The 24717-nt window shown below is 38.5% G+C and carries 22 protein-coding genes; 4 read left to right on the forward strand and 18 right to left on the reverse strand.

Translation table 11 applies throughout. The features are described from left to right. Positions 1 to 301: 301 nt before the first annotated feature. Complete coding sequence (locus tag AC4IFE_RS12275) at positions 302 to 3988, forward strand: DUF6923 family protein (RefSeq protein WP_490757469.1); 3687 nt, start codon at positions 302 to 304, stop codon at positions 3986 to 3988. Between the two features lie 21 nt (positions 3989 to 4009). Beyond that, entirely contained in the window at positions 4010 to 4543 is a 534-nt protein-coding gene (locus tag AC4IFE_RS12280; protein ID WP_490757470.1) for a phage tail-like protein, read from the forward strand. A 122-nt stretch (positions 4544 to 4665) separates the two neighbouring features. Here the strand turns inward: AC4IFE_RS12280 and AC4IFE_RS12285 are convergent, their stop codons facing one another. The 12 genes from AC4IFE_RS12285 to AC4IFE_RS12340 form a co-directional block, all read right to left on the reverse strand. Beyond that, a complete protein-coding gene (locus tag AC4IFE_RS12285; RefSeq protein ID WP_490757471.1) occupies positions 4666 to 4977 on the reverse strand; it encodes a helix-turn-helix domain-containing protein in 312 nt (103 codons plus the stop codon). A gap of 11 nt (positions 4978 to 4988) precedes the next feature. Then, positions 4989 to 5414: a transposase gene (locus AC4IFE_RS12290; RefSeq protein ID WP_490757472.1), complete on the reverse strand. Its 426-nt coding sequence runs from the start codon at positions 5412 to 5414 to the stop codon at positions 4989 to 4991. Positions 5415 to 5599: 185 nt separating this feature from the next. Continuing rightward, complete coding sequence (locus AC4IFE_RS12295; RefSeq protein WP_490757473.1) at positions 5600 to 6571, reverse strand: hypothetical protein; 972 nt, start codon at positions 6569 to 6571, stop codon at positions 5600 to 5602. Between the two features lie 40 nt (positions 6572 to 6611). Next, on the reverse strand, positions 6612 to 7130 hold the full coding sequence (locus AC4IFE_RS12300) for a phage tail-like protein (RefSeq protein WP_490757474.1): 519 nt from the start codon (positions 7128 to 7130) through the stop codon (positions 6612 to 6614). A 29-nt stretch (positions 7131 to 7159) separates the two neighbouring features. Further along, positions 7160 to 11629, reverse strand: coding sequence for a phage tail-like protein (locus AC4IFE_RS12305; RefSeq protein ID WP_490757475.1), 4470 nt, complete (start codon positions 11627 to 11629; stop codon positions 7160 to 7162). 27 nt (positions 11630 to 11656) lie between these two features. Continuing rightward, positions 11657 to 13090 carry a phage tail-like protein gene (locus AC4IFE_RS12310; RefSeq protein ID WP_490757476.1) on the reverse strand — a complete coding sequence of 478 codons (1434 nt, stop codon included), beginning with the start codon at positions 13088 to 13090 and terminating at the stop codon, positions 11657 to 11659. Between the two features lie 345 nt (positions 13091 to 13435). After that, the gene (locus tag AC4IFE_RS12315) at positions 13436 to 13900 is read right to left on the reverse strand and encodes a helix-turn-helix transcriptional regulator (protein WP_490757477.1); all 465 of its coding nucleotides are present in this window, start codon (positions 13898 to 13900) and stop codon (positions 13436 to 13438) included. Between the two features lie 412 nt (positions 13901 to 14312). Next, positions 14313 to 15755, reverse strand: coding sequence for a hypothetical protein (locus AC4IFE_RS12320; protein ID WP_490757478.1), 1443 nt, complete (start codon positions 15753 to 15755; stop codon positions 14313 to 14315). A gap of 392 nt (positions 15756 to 16147) precedes the next feature. Next, complete coding sequence (locus AC4IFE_RS12325) at positions 16148 to 16888, reverse strand: hypothetical protein (RefSeq protein ID WP_490757479.1); 741 nt, start codon at positions 16886 to 16888, stop codon at positions 16148 to 16150. Between the two features lie 541 nt (positions 16889 to 17429). Next, positions 17430 to 17981, reverse strand: a complete 552-nt coding sequence (locus AC4IFE_RS12330) for a putative glycolipid-binding domain-containing protein (protein WP_490757480.1) — start codon at positions 17979 to 17981, stop codon at positions 17430 to 17432. A gap of 174 nt (positions 17982 to 18155) precedes the next feature. Further along, on the reverse strand, positions 18156 to 18626 hold the full coding sequence (locus AC4IFE_RS12335) for a DinB family protein (RefSeq protein ID WP_490757481.1): 471 nt from the start codon (positions 18624 to 18626) through the stop codon (positions 18156 to 18158). Between the two features lie 217 nt (positions 18627 to 18843). Then, the gene (locus tag AC4IFE_RS12340) at positions 18844 to 19029 is read right to left on the reverse strand and encodes a hypothetical protein (RefSeq protein WP_490757482.1); all 186 of its coding nucleotides are present in this window, start codon (positions 19027 to 19029) and stop codon (positions 18844 to 18846) included. Positions 19030 to 19368: 339 nt separating this feature from the next. Here AC4IFE_RS12340 and AC4IFE_RS12345 point away from each other — a divergent pair, with 339 nt between their 5' ends. Further along, positions 19369 to 19983 (forward strand): Crp/Fnr family transcriptional regulator, encoded by a 615-nt coding sequence (locus AC4IFE_RS12345; RefSeq protein ID WP_490757483.1) that lies wholly within the window; start codon positions 19369 to 19371, stop codon positions 19981 to 19983. A 219-nt stretch (positions 19984 to 20202) separates the two neighbouring features. Then, a complete protein-coding gene (locus AC4IFE_RS12350; protein WP_490757484.1) occupies positions 20203 to 20913 on the forward strand; it encodes a cyclase family protein in 711 nt (236 codons plus the stop codon). A 42-nt stretch (positions 20914 to 20955) separates the two neighbouring features. On the opposite strand, the gene AC4IFE_RS12355 is transcribed toward AC4IFE_RS12350, so the two are convergent. The 6 genes from AC4IFE_RS12355 to AC4IFE_RS12380 all read right to left on the reverse strand — a co-directional run bounded on the left by AC4IFE_RS12355 (position 20956) and on the right by AC4IFE_RS12380 (position 24712). After that, on the reverse strand, positions 20956 to 21180 hold the full coding sequence (locus AC4IFE_RS12355) for a hypothetical protein (protein ID WP_490757485.1): 225 nt from the start codon (positions 21178 to 21180) through the stop codon (positions 20956 to 20958). A 77-nt stretch (positions 21181 to 21257) separates the two neighbouring features. Next, positions 21258 to 22559 (reverse strand): cryptochrome/photolyase family protein, encoded by a 1302-nt coding sequence (locus tag AC4IFE_RS12360; RefSeq protein WP_490757486.1) that lies wholly within the window; start codon positions 22557 to 22559, stop codon positions 21258 to 21260. Next, positions 22549 to 23106, reverse strand: a complete 558-nt coding sequence (locus AC4IFE_RS12365; RefSeq protein WP_490757487.1) for a lipocalin family protein — start codon at positions 23104 to 23106, stop codon at positions 22549 to 22551. The genes AC4IFE_RS12360 and AC4IFE_RS12365 overlap by 11 nt, the downstream gene beginning before the upstream one ends. Continuing rightward, positions 23096 to 23794: a lycopene cyclase domain-containing protein gene (locus AC4IFE_RS12370; RefSeq protein WP_490757488.1), complete on the reverse strand. Its 699-nt coding sequence runs from the start codon at positions 23792 to 23794 to the stop codon at positions 23096 to 23098. The genes AC4IFE_RS12365 and AC4IFE_RS12370 overlap by 11 nt, the downstream gene beginning before the upstream one ends. Continuing rightward, positions 23791 to 24243 carry a sterol desaturase family protein gene (locus tag AC4IFE_RS12375; protein ID WP_490757489.1) on the reverse strand — a complete coding sequence of 151 codons (453 nt, stop codon included), beginning with the start codon at positions 24241 to 24243 and terminating at the stop codon, positions 23791 to 23793. Before AC4IFE_RS12375 ends, AC4IFE_RS12370 begins: the two co-directional genes overlap by 4 nt. Position 24244: 1 nt before the next feature. Next, complete coding sequence (locus tag AC4IFE_RS12380) at positions 24245 to 24712, reverse strand: SRPBCC family protein (protein ID WP_490757490.1); 468 nt, start codon at positions 24710 to 24712, stop codon at positions 24245 to 24247. Positions 24713 to 24717 lie beyond the last annotated feature (5 nt).

Genomic DNA, 24717 nt, shown 5'->3' on the forward strand with positions numbered 1-24717 from the left:
ATAATTTAAGGTGCCATACCAAAGATCCGTTACAAAAATAAGTGAGATTTGAAGTCAAAAAAAGAATACAATTTTTAATTTTATGACCAGCCATCAAACACTTCGCTGTATCAGCAATTAGCTTTACCCAACTCTTCTATTGTTGATTTGCAAGCTGTTTTTGTTAAAAATGTGAAAATAATATCAATTTTAATAATTATTTTTAATTTTTATTAAAAATTACATTAATAATTTATTTTTTTTGGAAATTCATCATAATATCAATAATAAGTATTATTTTTATGCTAATAAAATGTAAATCATGATAAAAAACTTATTTTCTAAACCCAGTTATGGCCAGGAAGCTATTAGGGGTAAACTTTTTTTATTGATAGTGGTATTGTCTACGGTTTGTTCAAAAGCTCAATCTCCTTCCCTAGAGATGGCCGCAGGTGACAGCAACCCCACTACCAATGTAACGAATGTTGTAGGGAGTACAGTAATCAGGCTACGAAACAACACAGACAACCCTACTGGTAGCACTTATGCTACTTATGCAAACCCCAGTGCTTTGAATGTTACGTATACTATGAGCAATCAGCAGTATACACAAACCAATTTTACCGGCTATAACGGAGCTGTTTTTATGGGATATCCGGGAGAACCTATTCTGACATTAATGAATGCTTTCGGAAATACAACCGTTAATACTCCTTTTACGAGCAGCGATGCACCGGTAGGGACTGGTATTGACATTACCACAAACAGGGCTATCAATTTTTCCACCAATGTTCAGCCGCTGACAGCTGCCGGAAGAGCCACAAATCAACGTTGGCAAATGGCGGATTTAACCCTTACTTTCAGCAGACCGGTTAATAATCCATATTTACAGATTAATGCACTCGGAGGAACATCAAACGGACAGTCTTATACAGCTGAATTTGATTATGTGTCTTCTAATGTACCGGTAACTTTTTCAAAGGTATCAGGTACAGCTCTTTTGAATGTTACTTCTACTCAGATACTAAATTCAGCCACAACTCCTGATGGTGCCGCCGCCAATGCTTCCAGGGGAACTGTTTTGGTATCAGGCACGGGTATAACAACTATAACCTTAAGAATATTTACACGTGGAGCTGCTGCCAATACAGGTACTAACTGGCACGGAGCGACAAATACAGCAGGAGAAGGCTATATGCTGGGAGTAACTGCTTTAGAATCTAACTTAGGAGTTACAAAAACAGTTAATAACGCAACACCAGCTGCAGGAAGCACTATTAGCTTCACTGTGACGGCTAATAATACGGGAGCTTCCAATAATACCAACGTAGTGGTAAATGACCTTCTTCCCTCAGGATATACGTATGTTAGCTCTACAACCTCTACCGGGACTTATAACAGCGGAACCGGAGTATGGACGATAGGAAATCTAAGTGCTGGAGCAAGTGCTACTTTACAAGTTAATGCAACTGTAAAAAGCGCAGGTAGCTATACGAACACAGCTACTATTTCCGGAGATCTTCCGGATCCTGATACCACAAATAATACTGCCAGTGTAACACCTACACCGGTTGTTACTGATACAGATGGTGACGGGATCGACAATACCGTGGATCTGGATGATGATAATGACGGCATTTTAGATACAGATGAAGGCTTTTGTACCTCTCAAAGTGTTTATACTCTGAATATGGCCAGCACTCTGGCAGGAGCCACCATAGGGGTCAACGGTGGAAACTTTAATCTGGTATATGCCTTAACTTCCGGTCCTGCAGTAGCATCATTAGGAAGCAGTTTTACTGTTCCTTTCGCCTATTCAGACCTTAACAATACGGTGAATGCACAGAACCATACCTGGAGCGTATTCAATACTTCAACAACTGAATTCAGAATACTTCCCAATACAACTTCTCTGTATACCGGCTTACCTGCTAATAATACAACTACTGAAGATCAGACGGGTGCCTCACCCAATACACCAGACTCGTGGTTCAGATATCTGCTAAGCACCAGCAGAATTACCCAATTGGGAAATTATACCACTACCATCGGAAGTTTACCTACAGTAACGGGAACTTCTTCTTATAGCAGCAATACACCGCTCAATTTATTTTCATCTTTTAATGCCGCCAATGCCGGAGCGGTCCTGGGAAGCGGATATTACTCAAGAATGCAATTCCAGAATACTACCAATACGGGGGCTACAGCTTCAACATTGCCTTTTGGGGTAAATTATGGTAATACTTATACCTGGGACTATACAGCATTTACCAGTACCGCTGGTGCAGGTGCAGGGAATGCAGGAAATAGAGGATTGATTACTATTTCACAGAATACAGTTACTTTCTGTAATCACAGAGATACAGACGGAGACGGAACACCGGATTACCTGGATCTGGATTCCGACGGAGACGGCTGTTATGATTCCCTTGAAGGAGATGAAAACGTACTTGTTGCCCAGTTAAATCCAAATGGAAGTATTACAGGGGCTGTTGATGCCCAAGGGGTACCCGTGATCGTAAACTCTGGCGGCGCTGCAGATTCAGGTGCGGATCAGGGACAAGGAGTAGGAATTTCAGCTAATTCGGCGATTCAGGATACTCAGTGTTTAACTGGATTCGGATGTACTACCAATATGTACCTTTCTCAATTAAATACATTGTACAATGTAGATACGGCTACCAATCCGTTTACTTATACACAGATAGGACCTGTGGCCGCTTCAAATTATAATGCAATAGGTATCAATCCGCTTGACGGTTTTATGTACGGAATACTTGGCAATTCTAATACAATTATCCGTATCAATGCTGATGGTACCTATAACACACTCGGAACCGTAACAGGTTTACCAGGTGCAGTTACATATAACTCCGGAGAGATAGACAATCTGGGGAACTACTATGTAAAAATAAATACCAGCGGCAATCAGATTTACAGAATAAACCTGACAACGCTAACAGCTACATTGATTACGATTTCAGCAAGTGTTAATTTACCTGATATGGCCTACAACATCACAACTGGACTGTTATATGGTGTCAACTCAACCAATGGGCAACTTGTGTCCGTTAATCCAACTACAGGGGTTGTAGTCCCAATAGGAATTACGCCTGGATCTGGAAATTTTGGAGCTATGTTTGCTTCCAGCACAGGTGAAATGTATGGTGTAGATAATACGGGAGGCTTCTATCAGTTTAATCTTACTACGGGACAGAGGGTTCTTATTTCCAATGCACCTCCAAGTTCCGGAAATGACGGTGCACATTGTGTTACTACCCCTATCGTTTTCAGTGCTGATCTTGCTGTAACCAAAACAGACGGAGTTTCAACCTATGCTTCCGGTACCGCTACCACTTATACTGTAACAGTGAGTAACAGTGGTCCGTTTGGAGTTTTAGGGGCTACTGTTTCAGATCCTGTTCCTGCAGGAATTCCACCTGCAAATGTTAGTTATACTGCAGTTGTAGCAGGCGGAGCCACTACCTCCGTATCCGGAACGCAATCAGGCGCAATTAATGATCTGGTGAGTCTTCCTGTTGGAGGCAGTGTAACCTATACGGTTGTGGTAAATATACCTTTTGCCTATTCTGGAAACCTTGTTAATACAGCAACCATTACTCCTCCGTCTAACATAACGGAAGTCAATAATACCAATAATACGGCAACAGATACGAATACTCAGGCAGTATGTTACAAGCCTGCGGTAACAGCAGGAACAGCTTTAGACTCTCCTCTGGGAATTACTTCCCTGGCAAGAGCCGGAGCTACTACAGGAGGCAATAACTGGCCAATGGTAAGAAAAGGGGCATGGACGGTTCTTGAAGCCAAAACAAAAGGTTTTGTACTCAACAGGCTGACCTCTGCACAGATTACTGCTATTCCGGCTGCCGATCTGGTAGAAGGAATGATGGTGTATAATATTACCCTGGATTGTTTACAGGTTAACACCAATGGAACTGCTGCCGGATGGGCTTGCTTTAATACCCAAACCTGTCCTACTAATTAATTAACATTTAATACATTCAAGATGAAAAATATATCCGTAATTATATTGACTTTATTTTCCGGGATCGCTTTTTCCCAGGTTGCCATAGGGAAGACAGCCGTTTCGTCTCCATCCGCTTCAATGGATTTTGGAACGGCCAACCGGGGAATAGTACTACCCTGGGTGACCTCAACGGGAGCTGTAACAGGTGTTGTAAACGGGACAATGGCCTATGACCTTACCGATAAAAAAGTGAAGGTAAAATATGCTTCAGGATGGAAAGATCTCTCGATAGATACTTCAGGAACCACTGTTGATCCGCTTACCAGTGTAGATGGGGTGACTATCCAAAATACAGCTACAGAAAATACAGCTGCCAAAACATCTATAGGAACTCCAACATCCACTCCGGGTATTTTGGTTTTGGAAGACAGCAATAAAGCAATGATTCTGCCGAAAGTTGCCAGTCCCCATCTTAACATCATCAATCCGGCCCCGGGAATGATCGTGTATGATACTTTTAATAAACAGTTAGCTGTTTTTAATGGGAATGTCTGGACTTTCTGGAAACAGTAAATGTATTGACAAATCAAAAACAAAATAAGCAGTCTCAAAATGAGGCTGCTTATTTTTTTTCTTCTAAACTCTGAATGGTTGTACACCTTAATTTAAAATCTAGTCGGGTTACAGAAACTTTATCATATCTTTTCCTGATAAATCTTCTTCCATTTTGCTACAGTATTTCTGCTGAGTCCATACTCATTAGCTAATTGTGTATTATTAAGATGATATTCCTTTTGATAACGAAGCAATACAATGATGGATTCTTCATCATAAGATTTTGACTGTTGGGTGATATATGATTTTTTCTCTCCTACTCTTTTGGATATCAGGTTATTGAATTTAATAATATCAATGCTTTTATCCAATTGTGGAATCATAATCTCTTTTTCCAGGCCTTTATATTTTAAAAGATCGGAATAAATTTTTTGATAGTTGGGTGTCCTCATAATAATAGATTTTAATGTTTTCTTAACCACTTATACAGTGTAGTTCTTGGAATATTATACTCTTCAGTGATCTGCGATACAGTCTTTTGATTAGAAGTGACCAGACCTACCAGAAATTCCTTGATTTCCTTGGTATAAATATTTTTCCGGAAAATAATCTTTTCTCCACTTTGCCTTATTTTCTTATTGCTTTTAGTTTGAGAGATCCCGTCATACAATAAAAGATGATTTACATACAGTCTAAAAAAATCAAATTCCAGCAGCTTGCACCATTTCAAGAGAGAATCTGTGTCTATACTTTTATTCCCATACATCCTTATCACCTCTTTTTCCCCGGTTTTGAAAAAATTGCATGCCCTTTCCATAGAAATTTCTTTCTGTTCCATCTGTTCTCTAATATACTTTCCTATATGTATTTCTTTAAAATCTATATCCATCTTATTGAAGATTAGTTTTTTTCACATGTTTTTCTATCCACCTATAAACCATCCATTTATAAATATTTTTTTTAGAAATATCATTTTCTCTGGAAATTTGTGAAATACTTTTTTGCCTGGTGTCAATTAGCTTTAAAATAAATTCTCTCATTTCCTTTTCATTGTGATGCATTGTATTCATGATATTAAGGGACAGACAGTTGTTGCATTGAGAAATTCCTGCTTTCTACAAGGGAATTAGGAGCCGTAATTTGTACATTTGTAGTAGGTTTATCTCCGGCTCCCCAATTCATCGTCAGATAAACCCGGTCTCCTGCATTCAAATGCACTATACAGTTGACATTAATCGGCGTATTCGCTGACTGGGCAATGATGTCCATAAAATTTCCCCGATTTCCACCAATAATATTCGTAACGGCTGTCCCATTTTTAGTAATATTCAGGTTAATCCCCGTCCATTGAAAAGCACCCGAAGGCGCACCACCACTCCCAAAATAGGAATATCCTTCTATTTTGTACACTCCAGATTCCAAAATCTGCCAGTAATCTCCTGCATCATTCCATGATACAGATCCTCCCTGATTAACAATAACATCTCCTACAGAAAATGGGACAATTTGCGGAGTACTGTTATTAAAAGCGGTAAATGCAGTTCCTGTATAAGTTACTGTATCTGTGGCTCCCAGCGCAGCAATGGTTGCCGTTGTTTTATCAATGAATGTAGCCAGCTCCCATGTGGTACCGGAGGCTGTTCCTTTGCTGATAATCATAGCATAGCCACCAGGATTCAGCTTAAAGTTTGCCACTCCTGCTCCCGACTGGTTATCTATCAATTCCGTTCCACCTGCTGCAATGGTGAGTTGACCTGTTCCGGTATTTTTAATATAATATACCCTTCCCAGGATATTTCCAGCAGCAGGACTGGCTGCCACAGCTACCGGCAGGGTAAATGTAGCAGGAGTACTGCCGTTAAATGCCATATAAAAATCATTTACCCCAAGCGTTGTAGAGGCTGATACATTTCTATATTGTCCGGCTACAGAGCCATTTATTGTAAGGGTACTTCCCGGTAAGGAAGTATTAATTCCCACATTTCCCGTTTGAGAATAAACAGCAAATGGTAATATGAGTAAAGCCGTAAATACTATATTTTTCATCATGATATTTTTTATAAGTTAATAATTGGGAATAATGTCATTAAGGTTTCCAGAAGGACCACACTGTTCCGTTGAAAACAGCCAGCTGATGCTTTACATTATCATACACAACCATCCCTGCAGAAGGACTGATGATATTGACATGGGGACTGTCCACTTTGGGAAGAATCATTGCTTTGTTGATATCTGTCAATACTAAAACACCCGGAGTGGGATCAGTAGCAGCATTGGTTCCTATTGCGGTTTTAGCAGAGGCTTTTTCAACAAGCGGATCCTGCAGTGTGGTATTCACAGTTCCTGTAGCGTCTACACTCAGGTCAAACCAGGTTCCGTTTTTGCGGTACTTGATCTTTTTATCGGTAATGTCATAAATCATTGTGCCATCTACAGCTCCTGTTACTCCTGCTGCAGAAGTTACCCAGGGTAACAAAAGTCCCCGGTTTTCTGCTCCAAACTCTAGTGAAACGGAAGAATTGGTCACTGAACTCTTGCCTATTGCCACCTGTGAAGAAACACAGATGGAAATAATGGACAATATTGAGATGAATATTTTTTTCATTTTGAGAATATTATGAGTTGAGAGGGTTACTAATAATCCGGACAGGTTTGTGTATTGAAACACTGCCAGCTGAATGAAGTTCCGTTATTGGTTGTGGTATAGATCTTTAAGCAGTCAGCTTCTTCATCATACACCATCATTCCTTCTACAGGAGTGGCAATGGCATTCACCTGGGCTGTGGTAGGAATCCTGTTTACTACAAATCCTTTGGTTTTGGCTTCCAGTGCTGTCCAGGCTCCTTTACGAACCATTGGCCAGTTGCCGTTGTCTGTTCCGGCTCTGCCGAGTGCTGTTATTCCAGATTTAGCATCCAATACGGTTCCGGCCACTACTGCAGGCTTATAGCAGAAACATCCTGAGCTTATGGAAGCATTCTGAGAATCACCTATTTCTTGTCCTATATCTGAAGTACTATCCGTATTGTCAGCTATTCCTGCAATTCCTGATGAGTTATTGGCTGCATTATTGACTAATTCCGGAACTCCATAAGCAGTTAATGATGTACTGATAATTTCAGAAGGAATTCCTGTAGTTATCCCATTGGCTTTTACTTTAATCTGTCCCGGATAAAGAGGATCATTTAGCGGATATATCTGCGAAGAAAAAACATTTTCAGAGCCTTCAAGTGCATCGGGGCAACCATCATTATCACTATCTGTATCAAGTCGGTTAATCACTCCGTCACCATCTGTATCTTGCCCTGAGCAAACAGCCTGATTGATTGCAAATGCCCATATATTGGCAAAGAATTTATCATTGTTAGACGTTATAGCATTTCCAGAAGTTACTCCTCCAATAGTAGTCAGCATATCCACATCTGCCAATAGTAGGTCATTATAATTAGCATCAAGATAAACGGTTGTTCTTCCTAAACCTTCTTTTGCCAATGGTTGCAATGAACAGCTTAAATTTGAATCGAAATAGTTCTGAATACCGCCTCCCTGATCAAAAGAAGTAATAGTACCAAATGGGCCCTTAAATATTGGTGAAACGGTTCCCAATGGAGTTGGAGTATTTGGATTTACATTTCCAGAGTTAATAGTAACATTCCAAGGAACTGTTGAAAACTGTGTGGTTACCACTACATTTTTTGAAGAGTCGTCCGACCAGTCCTTAACCGCATCAAATTCTGCATTGGAAAGATAAGAATTAGAACCATCTATCCCTCCAATAAATACAACATTTAAATTAAGTGCAATAATACTGGCTTTAGTAATAGGGTTAGCTGTAATTGGTACTAGTACAACATTGGCTCTTACAGTACCTGAAGGCCCAAAATTAGCCGGATTCGTCAGTTTCAGAGCTCCAGAGCTATTCATCAATGATCCGTCAAAAGTATATCCGTTATCAGCATCTATATCTCTCGAATTTGGAATATAGCCAATTCTGATAGTCTGTCCAGAGAGTGGACATGCTGCTTCTGAAATATCTAAAATGCCATCATTATCATCATCAAGGTCACAATTATCAATAATGCCATCCTTATCTGAATCTAAGCATTCACCTTTAGCACTTGCATTTTGAGAATCACCTATTCCCTGTCCTGCACTTCCCACAATAGTAGGAATCCCATTTACATCCACACATGAAGAACCCGCACATAAGTTTTGATTAGAAGCCATAGATCCTGTTCCTACAGAAACAGTTCCGCCTGCATTAACTAATTGTAAGCTTGCAATATTAGCCGCTCCTTCCAGTGCATCAACACATCCGTCATTATCAGAATCCAGATCAAGCTGATTGGGGATGCCATCTGCATCAGTGTCTTGTGTAGTACATGTCTCCAGCCCATCTAAAAACACGTCAAAACCATACGCCCAAACATCTGCTGCTATTCTTAATTCAGCATTGGTGATTGTTGCTGTAGCTTGGTAGGTTGTAAAAACAGTTGCATCCGGAAGTACCACTATTTTCCTGCCTGCATCCCGGATAAAAACAGCTTTCCCGTTAGCATCAACCATTGCGGTTTCATAGGTTCTCGTTAAGGAAGCAATGGTCATCTGTATCGCTCCGGATTGATTGAATGTACTTTCAGGCCAATATCCATTGGTAAAAACAGCATCTCCGATAGGCCCGTAAGGAACATCCGTATTCGAATTATTATTAGTAACCTGGTACCCGTAATCGGTTGCATTATTTTGAGATACAATCGCTCCTTTGTTATTATTATCTGCCCAGGACAATATCCTGGTATTTACCGCTGTTGAAAGCTTATCCGCCGAAGTCTGGGCATCAGCCGCTGAGGATCCTACATAGAAAATATCTATATTATCAGCCAGCAACTGGGCTTCTGTAATGGCTGCTTCAGTAGCATAAGGTACAAAAGTGATCCCTGTGACCTTATCATAGGTTCCTGTAGGACTGAAATTAGCCGTATTGCTGAGCATGTTGATCATTAATCCGCTTCTTCCCAACGCTGTATTTAGATATCCTATCCTTAGATTTCTATTGAGTGCACTGCAGGTATTTCCCTCATTCGTATCCAAAATGCCGTCATTATCGTCATCCAAATCTTCAGCATCCGGCAGAATATCTCCATCACTGTCCAGGCATTTCCTGATCGTAGCATCCAATGCCTGAGGATCATAGGTACTCAGGTAATTCGGAATTCCGTTGGTATTGGCATCTACAATATCTGCTAACCCATCACTGTTGGTATCCGTTGCCGTACCCGCCAGTGAAGTAAAGGCAAAGTTAGGAGTTAAGGAAGTTGTTGCTCCGGCTTCTAAAGCATCACTACAGGTATCCCCATCCGAATTTAAATCCAGATGATTGGGAGTACCGTCTCCATCCGTATCCAGTGTGCTGCATTGAGGCGCAACAAACCTGTCAAAGAAATAGGTCCAGGTGTCTGCAATGGCCTTTTGGTCATCGGTCGTCGGAGTGATCATGCCCGATTCTGCATTATAGATGGTAGCGTCCGGGAAGATCAGCAAATTATATCCTCTATCTGTAATCACTACAGGTCTGAGATTCGCATCCGTCATCAGAATGTCAAATTGCCTTGTAGTAGACTGTATGGTCATTTGAATTGCTCCTGACTGATTCAGCGCCGGAGTAGGCCAATATCCGTTAGTGTAGGTATTCGTTCCTATGGTTCCCGAGGGAGTGTTTGGGTTTACGTTGTTATTTGTAATTGTATAGCCATAATCTATGGCATTATTCTGAAGGGCAAATATAGATTTGTTGTTATTCTGGGCCCAGGTAATTAGTCTGGTGTTAAGGGCTGTAGATACTTTATCTGCACTGGTAGTGGCATCAGCGGCTGAAGATCCTACAAAAAATACATCTACATTGTTCGCAAGCAGACTTGCCTCGGTGATGCCTGCTTCAGTAACAAAAGGAACTAAAGTGATTCCTGTAGTTTTATTATAAGTACCGTATGGACCAAAATTATTCAGGTTTAACAGCATATTGGAAGCCAGACCATCGTCTCCTACACCACTTGCTAAATACCCTACTCTGATGTTCCTGTCTATTCTTCCGCAAAAGTCTCCTTCGGTGGTATCCAATACTCCATCATTATCATCATCTATATCAATAGGGTTGGGAACCCCGTCATTATCTGTATCGGTACACAGGTTCTGATTAGAATTGCTGGCATATTTTGCATAGGTGGAAACGTAAGAAACCTGTCCGCTGTCTGCACTGGTTTCTACTGAATTGGCCAAACCGTTCGTTCCATAAGGAGCAGGTAGAACACTGACTGTTTTATTCGAAGTCGCTCCTGCTTCATAAGCATCCGGGCAGCCATCTCCGTCACTGTCGGTATCCAAATGGTTGGGAGTTCCGTCTCCATCGGTATCTACACTGCAAATTCCGGGTTTCGGATGTGCTGAAGGGATATAAACCGCTGTTGTTGAAAGAAGGGATGTAATCTCGTGTATTGCAGCCGTACCCGCTGTAACCGAGGTGGCATTACCCGCAGAAACAGTTCCTATATACCTGATCTGGTAATATAGATAAGGTGTTGTTGAGGTATTAGTAAAAACGGGATTAGTCCCGGCTATACTAATACCGGCACCCGTGGTAAGAAGTGTAAAGCTTGTACCATCATTAGAACCATATAATTTGGCAAAACCACTAGCCCCCATTCCACTGGCAGCCTGGGTAACGGACAATGATTTCAGAACGACCGGAGTTGGGTACTGAACCGTAAAGATTCCTGATCCCGAAGTAATTGTTTGTAATGCCGCAAAATTATAAGCAGTAACGGTAGTTCCATCATTGAGATTATCATTATACAGAGATGCAATATTACTACCTGCTGCAGGATCCCCGACTCCCCCATTTAATGTTGAAATAACAGAAGTAATTCTGTTGGCTTCGTATACGGTATAGAAGCAGTCCGGTGATTCTTCCGCATCCGGGATACCATCGTTATCGTCATCCAGATCAATGACATTTGTAATGCCATCACCATCTGAGTCCTGGGCCTTTACCATATTTGCCCCTATCAAAAGAAATAAAAATATGGCAAAAAAATTAAAATATTTCATTATTTTATTTTATTATCAGAAATTAAATTACTGATTGTTGTTAATGCTTTTTTCCAACTGTATATTTTTTTCTTTTAAAGTTTTTATTTCTTTCTTTAATTCAAAAACATACAGATACAGCTCCTCTATTTTTTCCAGGTTTATTTCTGCGGCCCTGTTAAGTATAATTCCGCCCTGAGCTTCTATTTCAGAAGCAGAAGGAACTCCAGGCAAATGCTTATTAAGGCGTGTATATTCTTCCACCTGATCCAGTTCCATCATTGTATAAGACGGCTTTAATTTCGATATGCCGTCAAAATGCTTTTCAAATACATAATCCGGAGTTATTGTTCCCGAGGCCAAAATATTACCAATAACATGCAGCTTTTGCGAAGGAGCAGTTGTTCCTATTCCAAAATTTCCATTAGTTGCTAATACCGCTCTGTTGGTACCTACTCCAAAAACCAAGGGTCCGGAAGATGTATTGGTTCCTACGAATAATTCTGAACTTCCTGTAGAAAGTAATCTGGAGGTACCATCTGTTAAAAGCTCCATATCCAACATTCGGCTGGAGGCAATCAAAGCTCTGATCAATGAGGTACTGCTTCCTCTTGTAATCAGCCTTGTGCTGCCCGGGACAGCTACATTAATATCAAATGCTATATGATTGTTTGTATTGGCAGTTCCATTTTGAAACCACAGCATTTTGTTATTGGTCGAAACCATTCTGTCACCCGTAAGAGTTCCATCAGAATTATAAATATTAACTCCCTGCGGAAGGGTAACGGAGCCTGAAGAAATCCCGTTTACCGTGGTAGTCAGTGTATTTCCTGAAACCGTGTTGGTCACACTGTTGATGATAGGTGCTGTACGCGCAATCCCGTTGACCGTTGAGGTCATCATATTACCCGAACTGCTTAACAGGTTCGTGGTAGCTGCCGTAATAGCGGGAGCCAGGTTCAATGCAGTACTTGAAACCCCATTTACAGTACTTGTTAAGCTGCTCCCGGATAATGACAGTGCATTACTGTTAATTATAGGAACACCAGCACCCACTACTCCATTGACCGTTGTAGATAAGGTATTTCCCGAAGAGGTATTGCTTACTGCATTTACAGCCGTAGTACTCGCTGCAACTCCGTTCACTGTAGAAGTAATCGTATTGCCCGTTGAGCTTAGCATATTGGTAGTGGTTCCTGAGCTTTTTGCCAATACCCATTTGGTACCGTCATCATAATATAATGCCGGAACCACATCATTTGCCGTTGCCGTGTTATACACTACCATTCCCGCTACGTGAACCGATAGTGGCGCCGGAGAAACTGTGGAAACTAATGCTAGTCTTGGAGGCAGAAGTCCTTTGCTGGCTGATACTATATCCAATGCTGCATCAGGATTCGGAGTAGAAGTATTTATACCAACTTGAGCAAACGAGAAAGTTGAAATCAGGAAAATTCCTGAAGAAATTACATTTTTTTTCATTGTGTTGTTTTTTTTAGAATGTCTGTTTAATCAAAAAGCGGGAAGAAGGAAAAGGCAGACTATATCTCCCAGACCAACTTATTAAGAATTTACATTATTATACCCATATAGAAAAAGGTATAGGCAGGTGTTGCATTATTTTCATCTCTTATGTGTGTTTTTAAGGTTATCGAAATTTTACAGAAATAACTCTACATTTTATGAGATGATTTCTAAATAAAGTTCCGGGCACTTTTTATCATTTGTTTGCACTCACAAATCAATAAAAAAATTCTCTCGGAAGCAAAAATCAGAGGTACCAACAGAGTACTTCAATATACAATATACTGATAATCAGAATAATGATTAATTATCGAGATTATTCCGAAACCATACAACCATATCATCTTTTGCTGGTACGGAAAGCCTTTTTCTTAAATTGTATTTGTTATTTTTTACGGTCTGCACAGCTTTAAAAGTATACTCTGCAATATCTTTTGTATTAAATCCCAAATAGATATAAGCACATAAAATAAGCTCAGAAACTTTGAGGTTAGAATTAATCTCCAATAACTTTTTCTGAAAATCCGGATATTTTTCCTGGAAATACCCCCAAAATTCAGGACTGTTGTGCCTGGCTAGATACATTATTTCATCAAAAGCTTCACTGGTTTTCTGTCTCGGTAATGGGGCTTGTATGTTTTTTTCCTTTCTATTTGAAGCCGATAGCATCCTGCAGACAAATGGAATAATGATGACAGCACTCCCGATTAATAAATAACATATAGTAAGATTTTTCTTTTTTCTTTTTTGGTTTTGCTTTGCTAACATGCTGAATTAAGTACCATTGATTAATAATTCTTAAAGACATGGGTAATAATGGCGCTTCTTTAAACCGCAATTATTACATATGAATTGTACTCGATTGTTGTAGATCCTATACCTAGTTGTTCGTTGTACGGTATAGTATCATTTTAAAGCAGAAATAGGCATTTTTTTTCATCGCGTTTTAATTTTAGTGTTGACAGAGAATTTTGAAATTCAAACCACAAAGCAAAAGAAGTCAGCGTTGAAAACAAAAAAAAGAAGGTACCAACGAGGTACCTTTTATGCTAAATACAATAATAACAGACACTTAACAACTCAAATAAGCTTTATGCAGCACTATCGTTATTTTATACAGAAGCAATCCTTTTGTATTAAAAAGTCTGATGGGTAAATTTGTACTGAAAATTCAGCTGCCCTAAATTATTCTCATCCATAATATGATATCTTCTTGCTGCGGAACATTCAGTCTTTTTCTAAGGTTATATTTATTATTTTTTATAGTCTGTACGGCTTTAAAAGTATATTGAGCAATATCTTTTGTATTAAATCCCAGGTAAATATAAGCACATAGGATAAGTTCCGAGGTTTTCAAATTAGGGTTAACCGTCAATATTCTTCCGCGAAAATCAGGGTATACCTCCTGAAAGCGGCCCCAAAATTCCGGGCTGTTTTCTTTTGCCAGTTGTATGACTTCTTCAAAACTTTCATTGACTTTTTTCTTCAGCTCTTTCACCTGCTGATCCTGCTGTAAAATAGCTGCTGTATTTTTCGTAAGCAAAAAGTCTTTTTTCTTATTTTTCGTATAATGTGAAAAACTCAGCACACTGATAATGATGATAACTCCTAAAAATAATCCTCCTAAAAGATAATACAGCTTCATGTTTGAATTCTCATTCTGTTTCTTTTCATCATTAATAATTTTTTTTTCGGTAGCCTGTATAGCGATCACATTATTTTCAGCTAAACTATCTCTGAGTTTGGTGTATTTCAGTAAATATTCATTGGCTTTATAAACGTTGTTTTGGGAACTATATATTTCAGCGATGTCCTTATAGTTCTTCATTACATTCTTAGGTCTCTTCATTTGAACGGACGCTTTAAGGGAATTATCATAAAATGCCAAAGCTTTACTATATTCACCTTTATTCTTATAATACCGGCCTGACATATAATTAAACACCAGATAATCAAACGTCTCAGTAGATTTTTTTAAAAGACTTTCAGCCTTATCCAGGTAAAACTTTGCAGAATCTTCGTTCTTTTTTTGGGTGATAAAATAATCGGTAAGGTTAGTGGCTTCCACTACCCTGGGAGAAATTTTATATGCTTTGTGGATATAATAGTACATTGAATCATTATCCTTAAGCAGCCCAAAATTGACAGCCTTACTTCCATAAATATGATGCAGCTGTTTTTGTTTCTGCTTTTTGTCTTTTAATTTAAATGCTTCTGTTAATGCCTTATTATAGCTTTCATTTGATTTTTCTGTAAAACCCAGTACATAATAGTTTTTTCCATATAATGTAAACAATGATGACAATAAAACCGGGTCATCTTGGTATTCAGAAGCCAGATTCTCTGCTTTTTGAAGATATTGCAGCACTTCATTATATTTTCCCAGGGAATGCAGAAAACCCGCAATATAAATATATCCCCGGGCTTTCCCTTTAGCATAATTAATTTTCTCTGACAGCCTAATTGTTTTTTTACTGAACTCTATACCTTCATAAAATTTTTCTTCCTGAAAATATTGATAATCCTTACCCTTCTGTAACTGATCTATTTCTGAAGGAGATAGCTTCTGAGTATAAAATACACAGGGTAGTAATAAAAAAAAAGGTAATAGAAAACGATACATATATTTTTTAGTACATCTATTATTCTGAACATAAGAATGTAAAGCAATCACAATCAGTACTTCATCAATTTAATGAAAAATTAAACATTATCCATATAAACAACAATAATTAAAAATATTATCATCATATTAATTTTATTCTGCGAATTATATTCAGATCAACAATGGAAGCTACATTTCAATCCAATAAGAAATAGCAGGTATGAATTTTAAAAAGCAGGTATTACTCATATACCAGGAAGCCATAACATGAATAATACTGCCGATCTCCCTGTTTATCCAAAGTGAAAAATCAGACAAATAAGCACCTTTAATCAGGTGCTTATTTGTCCTTCTAAAATTAAATGTTGATTTTAAAAATACCGTTAACTTTTAATTTGTATTGTACCTGCTTATTTCAATCGTCTTACAGAAACTTGCGTAACAGGACCTGAACCCGTAGAACCGGAGCTTGAATACTTGAGCGTGTAATCCTGCGTATTGATAGCTCTAAATGAATAGGTGTTTGCTGCCTGCATCGGAATCGAAGTAATTAAAGTATAGGTTTGTAATCCGCCGGTCGGCGCTGCAAACGTGTCATTTACTCTGGCTACCCACAATCCGGTATTATTATTCCATATGCCAATAACCGGTGATGTTCCGTTGGCAGTGGAAATCTGCACGTTCATATTAATCTGATAAACCCCGTCAGCAGAAACTTTAAAAGAATTGTTTGCAGCCGTTCCTGTATAAAGATTTTCGTTATCAATAATTTCATTATTGAGATTGCCGATGGGATTGGCTACCGTAGCACCCGGAGAGCCGGTGGCCGTCATATCAGCAGTCATCTGAACAGTAATTTCCTGCGCAACTAAAAACTGCCCATTAACAACTATTACTGTTCCCGTTGATGTCGGAACGCCTGCTAAAGTTTGCCATGAAGGTGCAGCACCTGGTCCATTTGACTTCAGTACCTGACCAACCAGACCTGCTGAGCCCGCCGTATTACTATTACCCCCGACATTAAGCTCATTTGTAACTTGTAATGAACCATTTACATGAAGATTTTTTTGAGGAGTTGATGTTCCAATACCCACTTGAGCTACAATTGACGCATATATTGAAAAGGTCAATAAAAAAAGTGTTTTTTTCATTCTTAGTTCTTAGTTTAATTAAAAAAATAAAGTTAAAAAAGCCTCTTCCTATGATTCCAGGGACCAGAGAATGGAGAGGAAGCTGAATATGGTGTTCATTTATGTTCTTAAGTCCGAAAATCTTTGGCTACATTATGGTATTGTAATTTGGCACAATAATTATCTGAAATGGTGTACCATCTTAATCATTTTATAGCTAATAATATTTTATAAATTAAAAATTCATTAAATAATTATCTTATTACAAAATTACCGACATTCGATGAAAATTATAAAGAATTCGCATCGACATATATCGATAAACACGTAGATATTTGTTGCTAATAATCTATTAACACTTAGTTTGAAACTTATTCTTGGGGATAATAATGAGTATAGCCAGCACCCTGCCATGTACTTTTAGGAATTAACACAGCTAAAAAATTTGACAACATTAAAACTAAGAACGGAAAACGTATCGGGAGTTTCTAAATGGTACTGTAAATCAAAAGTGACGATGTTGTTATTAACAGTGTAATTCATCAACTTTTTATGATTAGAATTAAGCCTGACCTATTCTTTCAAAAAGCCCGGGATAATTTTCAACAAAACCGTTGGCATCAACTGTTAATATTGCCTTAAAGTCAGAGTCCCTATTTTCATAGGAAAAGCTGAGCGTATCCAGTTTTGTATATCTCTGCTTTGCCGGTTTTATATGCCCCTGTAAAACATCTATATAAATAACATCAATATCCTGTGGTACATTTTCTTTAAACACCAGATGATTGATAGGCAATGAATTTGTAAAAGGGCTCAGGGAAATATCAATATAATGTATGTTCGCTAATTCAGGTTCAGGTATGTTATTAATTTCCCAGGTATTACCTCTTTTTTTTCCGGTATAAGAAGTTGTGATGGAGTTTATTTCAGTATCTATTGTAAATTCATTGATAAGCCAGTTATCATCAAGCAGCAAATGATAGCTGACCGCGAAAACTGCACCCTCGCTAGTACCAAGAATTCTTGAATAAACCGCTAATGACTTATCTTTTTTTTCGATTTTAAAATATTCAAGGGACTGATTAGCAAGCCCCTTCCAAAGAATTATTTTCATTAGGCAAATTGTTTTGTTCATCAGATGTCACCTGATCCGGCATGTTAAGAGCTTTACCATTAAGGAGCTTCTTCAGAACCTATTTTTTGATGGTTCCAAGGCAACTTTCGATAAAATGCATTAAGTTCTGAAACGACATCACATAGGGCTAATGCTTTTTTCGTTTAAATTGTATTATTTCGTTAGAAATTTAATAGTGATACCTATTTGTCCCAGATGATAAAAATCGTGATGAATCAGTCCGGTGGCCAGATATTGGTAATTGTGCGGAAAAGACACATCTGCATGTGGATATAAGCTATGTAAATACCGGTCATCTTTTTCTGCCAGAAATGCTATCAGCTGTTGTTGGCTGATATAAAATCTATTCAGAAGATTTTCCCAACCTTCTTCTTTAAGCTCTTCATTACTTCGCCAATTTGCGGCATCACTCATTTCAAGGCCTCTCGGATTTCCTTGTAGTCTGCTTAAAACCTCTTTTCGCCATTCGGTTAAATGAGAGATAAGCTCCGCAACACTGTGCATATCAGCAATAGGACGCTCAAAAGCGGTCTCAGCATTAACCTTTAAAAGCTTTTTTTCAAAATTTTCGTCAATCCACAGATCTGCATTCACAACGTCTTTCAGTTGCTGAATTAAGTCCATGACCAAAACATTTTCCATATTCAGTTGGTATTAAGGAGTTTGACTTATTATTTTTCAGTTCCAATTATAAAATTCATAAAATTCAATCACAACAATATCTGTATCCATACTTTTTACAAAATACAGGATATTTTTAAGGAAGTTTGAAATGAACAAAGAAGGGAATTCCCATGAATGTTCTTCCACTTCCGATTGCCGGATTTGACTTTATCCAGGTTTATGCTTCATCCTTTGTATTCCTTACCAGGCCTATTCCGGAGAAAAAGAAAATCAGACCGATAACGCCCACTACGGATAACGTAGTATATGCAGAACTTTTGTTGATTAATTCATATCCTGTATAAATCATACCTGCAATTCCAAGGATTGTAAGTATTGTTCCAAATGTACGTTTTACATTCATAATATTTTTTATTAAGTGGGTTATGATTTTTATTTTACAAAAATCACACCGTTTCATTATATTATTTTTTTATCGGGCAACGTCCTGTTGAATATGATTGTTTTATTAAAAACAGTAATCCGAATTAATGGCTGGCGAAAATTTCTAACAAAAATGTGGTTGCTATACTACAAAAATGGATTGCTAAAAGAGGATAGAAATCCCTGTCAGAATGAATTTGACTATGTTTTTTCCAATTACGGTCTCTCCTGCTGTATTACTTATTCAGTTATGGTATTTCCTCCGCAACTTATTTTTAATTAATTTAGCAAGTACCTAAGCTTAAATATAAGAGAAATAATGTCATATTCATCATTACAGAGCTTCATTGATTTTATTTCGATACGATTTCCTCTCTCACAGGACGAAAAGGAGCATTTATTGTCCAAGGTTACAGTACTGAATTTCCGTAAAGAAGATATCGTGATCAACACGGCATCAACTGTCCATACTTTATTCTTCATTACAAAAGGAATTGTACGAAGCTACTATCAAAAAGACATAAGGGAGATCAATACAGAGTTTTTTTTCGAACAGGATTTTATGACGGCTTTCACAAGCTTTCTTACTGATGAGCCAACAAAGCTCTACTTCCAGTGTCTGGAAGACTGTGAGGTAGTGTCTATTCCCAAAATACTGATCAATGAACTGTTGGATCAGGACAACAAATGGCAAATCCTGATCAATGATATATTAAAAAAAGAATATATAAAAAAATGCCGGCGTGAAAGTTCTTTTTTACTTTTTGATGCCAATGAACGCTATCATTATTTCCTCGAACAATTCTCCGAATCTGAAAACAGAATACCCCTTTTTCATGTGGCATCTTATCTCGGCATCAGCCCGGAAACGTTGAGCAGGATCAGGAGTAAAAAAATAAATCAGATTGATTTAAGTCAAGTAGATACAATATAACTTTCAGCAATTTTGTCTGCACAACAAAAGCAATTCAATATGGACAAAAGAGTAAAATTTGATTTTGAAGTATTTTTTACTAATGGCGGAAGACTTAAAGGTTAAGACTTCAGGCTGGATATCACAGGGGATGATATCGGCGATAAGGAACTTGCAGATTATATTGTCCGGCTCCGGCTTCTGATGGCAGGTAAGGTGAATATTCTGGGTAAAGAGATTTTGAACGAGCCGCATAAGCGTATGCCGTTTCTACCCAATTCCGGAGAGGAATTATTGATTGACCTCAGCCACACGATTGAAAATGGACTTGTCACTTATAAGGGGCTTCCTGCACCTATTATATGTGATTATCTTTCCAGGGAGAATTCAAAACAGTACTATGATGAAGGAACTGCATTTCAAATCGGAAAGATTGAAATGGTCACCAATACAGGAACCTATATTGACTGTCCTTTTCATCGTTTTGAAAATGGAAAAGATGTTTCTGAAATGAGTCTCAAATCTTTTGCAGAACTGGAAGCCGTTGTCATCAGAGTCCCCTATCATGAAATCTTAGAAATAACCGGGGAACATCTCCAGAACAGAGAAATCAGGAATAAGGCAGTATTGATTCATACAGGATGGGATGAGCACTGGAATACAGAACGCTATTATGGTAATCATCCTTATCTGACAGAATCCGCTGCAGAATACCTTAAAAGCTGTGCTGTAAAACTGGTTGGCATCGACTCCCACAACATCGATAATACAGCAGGCCGAACCCGTCCGGTACATTCTATTTTACTGGGTGCACAAATACTGATCGTGGAACATCTGTGCAATCTGGGGCTTTTGCCTGATGAGAATTTCACCTTTACAGCTGCGCCTCCAAAATTCAAAGGCGTGGGAACGTTTCCTGTCAGGGCTTTCGCTTCAGTAAAAAATAGATAAGGTGGACTAATTTTTAAAGTTGCCAACAGATCATGAGACTTTTTAATTCTCATTTAAAATGGACTCAAAATATTTTTCAATCATCTTGCGCTTTTCCTCCAGCGGAAGATCAAGATATTCAATGGCTGCGTTACATATCGTTTTAATGAAATTTTTTTCATACTCAATGAGTTCTTTTTCATGCAGCCTTAGAAATAACGAGAATGCTTCATGACCATCAGGATGCTTAGCAGCAATATCAATTAAAAATCTGACTGGCGTTTTCATATTTTACTAATGATTTATTATTAAGGTTCACTTTTTCAAACACTGGTTAGATTGCCGTATAATAACCGGCTCCTATATTAAATCCCTTGTAGTGTATTCTTGTACAGTACTAAGGCACGTTCCCTTGCATATTGGTGTTCTACCATTGGGCTGGGATAAGATGGAGTGCCAAGTTCGGGCAGCCACTTTTTTACATAGAGCAGATCTTTATCAAACTTCTTAAGTTGAATATTGGGATTAAAAACTCTGAAATAGGGAGCTGCATCACAGCCGCAGCCTGCAGCCCACTGCCAGTTTCCGTTATTCGATGCCAGATCGTAATCGTTGAGTTTTGAAGCGAAATAAGCCTCTCCCCATCTCCAGTCGATCAGTAAGTGCTTACACAAAAAGCCTGCTGTGATCATCCTTACCCGGTTGTGCATATAGCCCGACTCATTAAGCTGTCTCATTCCGGCATCCACAATAGGATAGCCGGTTTTTCCCTCACACCAGCGTTTAAACTCTTCTTCATTATTTCTCCACCGGATCTGTTCATAGCTTTTTTTGAATGACTGATTAACCACCTGGGGATAATGATACAGGATCTGCATAAAAAACTCACGCCAGATAAGCTCTGACAGCCATACTGAATTGTGTTTTAAGGCAAAATCAACACATTTTCTGATGCTGATGGTACCAAAACGCAAAGCTATTCCTAATTGTGTGGTATGCTGTAAAGCAGGAAAATCCCGGTATTTATCATATTGATCTATAATGAGGGAATCTAATTCCGGCGGCTTAAAATCAATATCCGTTCTTTCAAAGCCTATTTGCTGTAAGGTTATTATATCTGAATATTCCTGCGGGAACAAATTCTTAAAATCCAGCGGCACTGCTTTGTAATGATCGGGCAGCAAGGTTTCTTTCCATTTCGCCGAATAAGGGGTATAGACTGTATATGGGAGTCCATCCTTTTTAAGAATGTTGTCTTTATCAAAAATCACCTGATCTTTGTAAGCTTTAAAGGGAATATTTCGCTGCCCTAAAAAATAATATATCTCTTTATCCCTCTCTATAGCATCCGGTTCATAATCTCTGTTACAAAAAACTCCCTGGATATCGAACCTTTCTGATAATTCCTTAAAAAACTCTACCGGATTGCCATAGCAGGTCTTTAATTTTGAATGGTATCTTTTTAATGTCCTGTTGATCCCGCTTAAAGCCTGATGGATATAATCGACCCTGCGGTCTTTCCTGCTTTCAAGCTTCTCAAGAATGAATGGATCAAAAATAAATATAGGCAGCACCGGATATCCTGACCTGAGGGCATGATGCAGCCCCATGTTATCTTCCAGCCTGAGATCCCGTCTGAACCAAAATACCGAAACCTTATTTTTCATGTTCGAAAGGACTTTTTTTATCATGCTTTACCCAGATAAGCCTCGACGTATCATATCCTATGCTCTGAGCTTTTTTTATATACTCCCGTCTGATGGCTTCCGGCACCGATTTTTCTCTTGACAAAATCCACAAATAATTCAGGTTTTTCCCGGCTACCATAGCATATCTATAGTTTTCGTCCATGGCAATGACGTTATAGCCCGCATAAAAAGGGCCGAAAAAACTCACTTTCAGTGCTGCCGTTTCTTTATTCCCTCTGAATTTAGCAATGCCTTCCGCACAAACCCATTTGTTCTTTTTAAAGTTATAACCACTGTTCTTCACCTTAACATTGCCATCATCATTAAGGGTATACTGAGCCATAGCATTATCCAGATCTTTTTCGAAACGGGAATCAAAACGGGCAATTTCATACCATGTACCAAGATAACGGTTGACATCAAAACGGCTTACCGGCTCAGCTTTTTCAGGAATTGAAGAACAGGAAAATAATATAACCAGAATGCTCATAGAAATAAGCAGTCCGGTATTTATTTTATTTTTCATGATGTGTATATTTTTTGAAAGTGGTAAAGAAATAAATATTAAGCAGAAACTGGCTGTAACCATATACCATATCTTCTACTGGAATGGTAAACATCCTGATCCCGAGAAAATCAGTCGGATTATAAATGACTACCGGCGAAGGAATAACAGAACCTGTCAGTATACCGTTGACTGCGAAGAATCCGGGCATCAGAATCAGATAAACAAGACTCGCCTGCCCAATCCATTGCTTTTTAACTATAAAATGGAGATAACAGAGGGTCAGAATAGTTATCAAAACGGTTATTAAAGTATAAATTTTATCGTAATAAAGAAGCCCCGTTACGCTTAAAAAGATAACCGTTACGAATACAATAATAGTGTTGAATGAATGGGCCCAGCTGAGATCAAAAAATTTATCCAGACAATAATAGGTAAATACGCAGGCAAAGGGAATACAATAAAAAAACAGCCACTCCTCCAGGGGTAAGCCAGCTATTACAATACCCAGCGTATATCTGGTATCGAACCTCCATACCCCCATTTTGGTAAACCAGATATCCCAGCCTATGAATGGTAAGGCTACAACGGTACCGGACAGTAAAAAAGTTCCAAAGAACCGATTAAACTGTACCCTTCTGTCAAAAGACGCTATAAAGCAAATGATAACAGTAAAAAAATTGATTAAGATATAGGTATAGGCCATCATTTTTTATTAAAATACATTTTAAAATATTTAACAGGAACCCACAAAAATCCGAAGCATTCTCCCCTTTCCTTCCCTACATGCTTATGATGCTGCTTATGGGCACGGCGTATGGCCAGCAGGTACCGGTTACGGGTATTCCTGAAGATTTTGGTTCTCTGATGGATGAATATATCATGAACAAAAAAATAAGCCATGCCGTACAAACTTATTCCCAGCCCTATAAAGAACAAGGAACTGAAATCCTGTCTGACCCCTGCATACAGCAAGGCAATGGCAGGAGTAGCAAAAATGACAAAAAAAAGATCATTTCTTTCAAGAGAGCCCTCATTACTGTGGTCATGATGGTCACGGTGCAGAACCCATAAAAAGCCATGCATGATATATTTGTGGATCAGCCAGGTAGCTCCCTCCATCGAAACAAATACCAGTAATACAATTAATAGGTTCATGTTACTTATTTTTCTGATTAAAAAGATTTTCCAGAAACCTGTACCGGAAATTAAATATATTCTCCAGTTGTCTGCGTACAAATAAGGAATGTGCTACTGTTCCCAATATTCCCAGAGGCAATTCATAATCCACCGTATCTTTCATCAGAACTCCGTTATCATTGGGAAAAAACTCATGCAGATGATTCCAGTATTTGTACGGACCTTCTTTTTGAAAATCGGTGAAGCTCTTTTGCGTCTCAACCTGTATGATTTGCGTTTTCCAGCGCATGGGAATTTTCAGTAACGGAGATACACGGTAGTCTATTTCCATACCTTCGTAAATTGGCTGATCCGCCAATTCAGAAACCACTGTAAAATTCATATCCTCAGGGGTTATTTCTGATAAATTCAACGGTGAAGAAAAAAAATTCCATGCGGTTTCTATATCGCAGTTTAATTGTTGTTCTCTATATAATTGATAACGCATTTATT

The sequence above is a fragment of the Chryseobacterium sp. UF-81 genome (genome assembly GCF_058245105.1).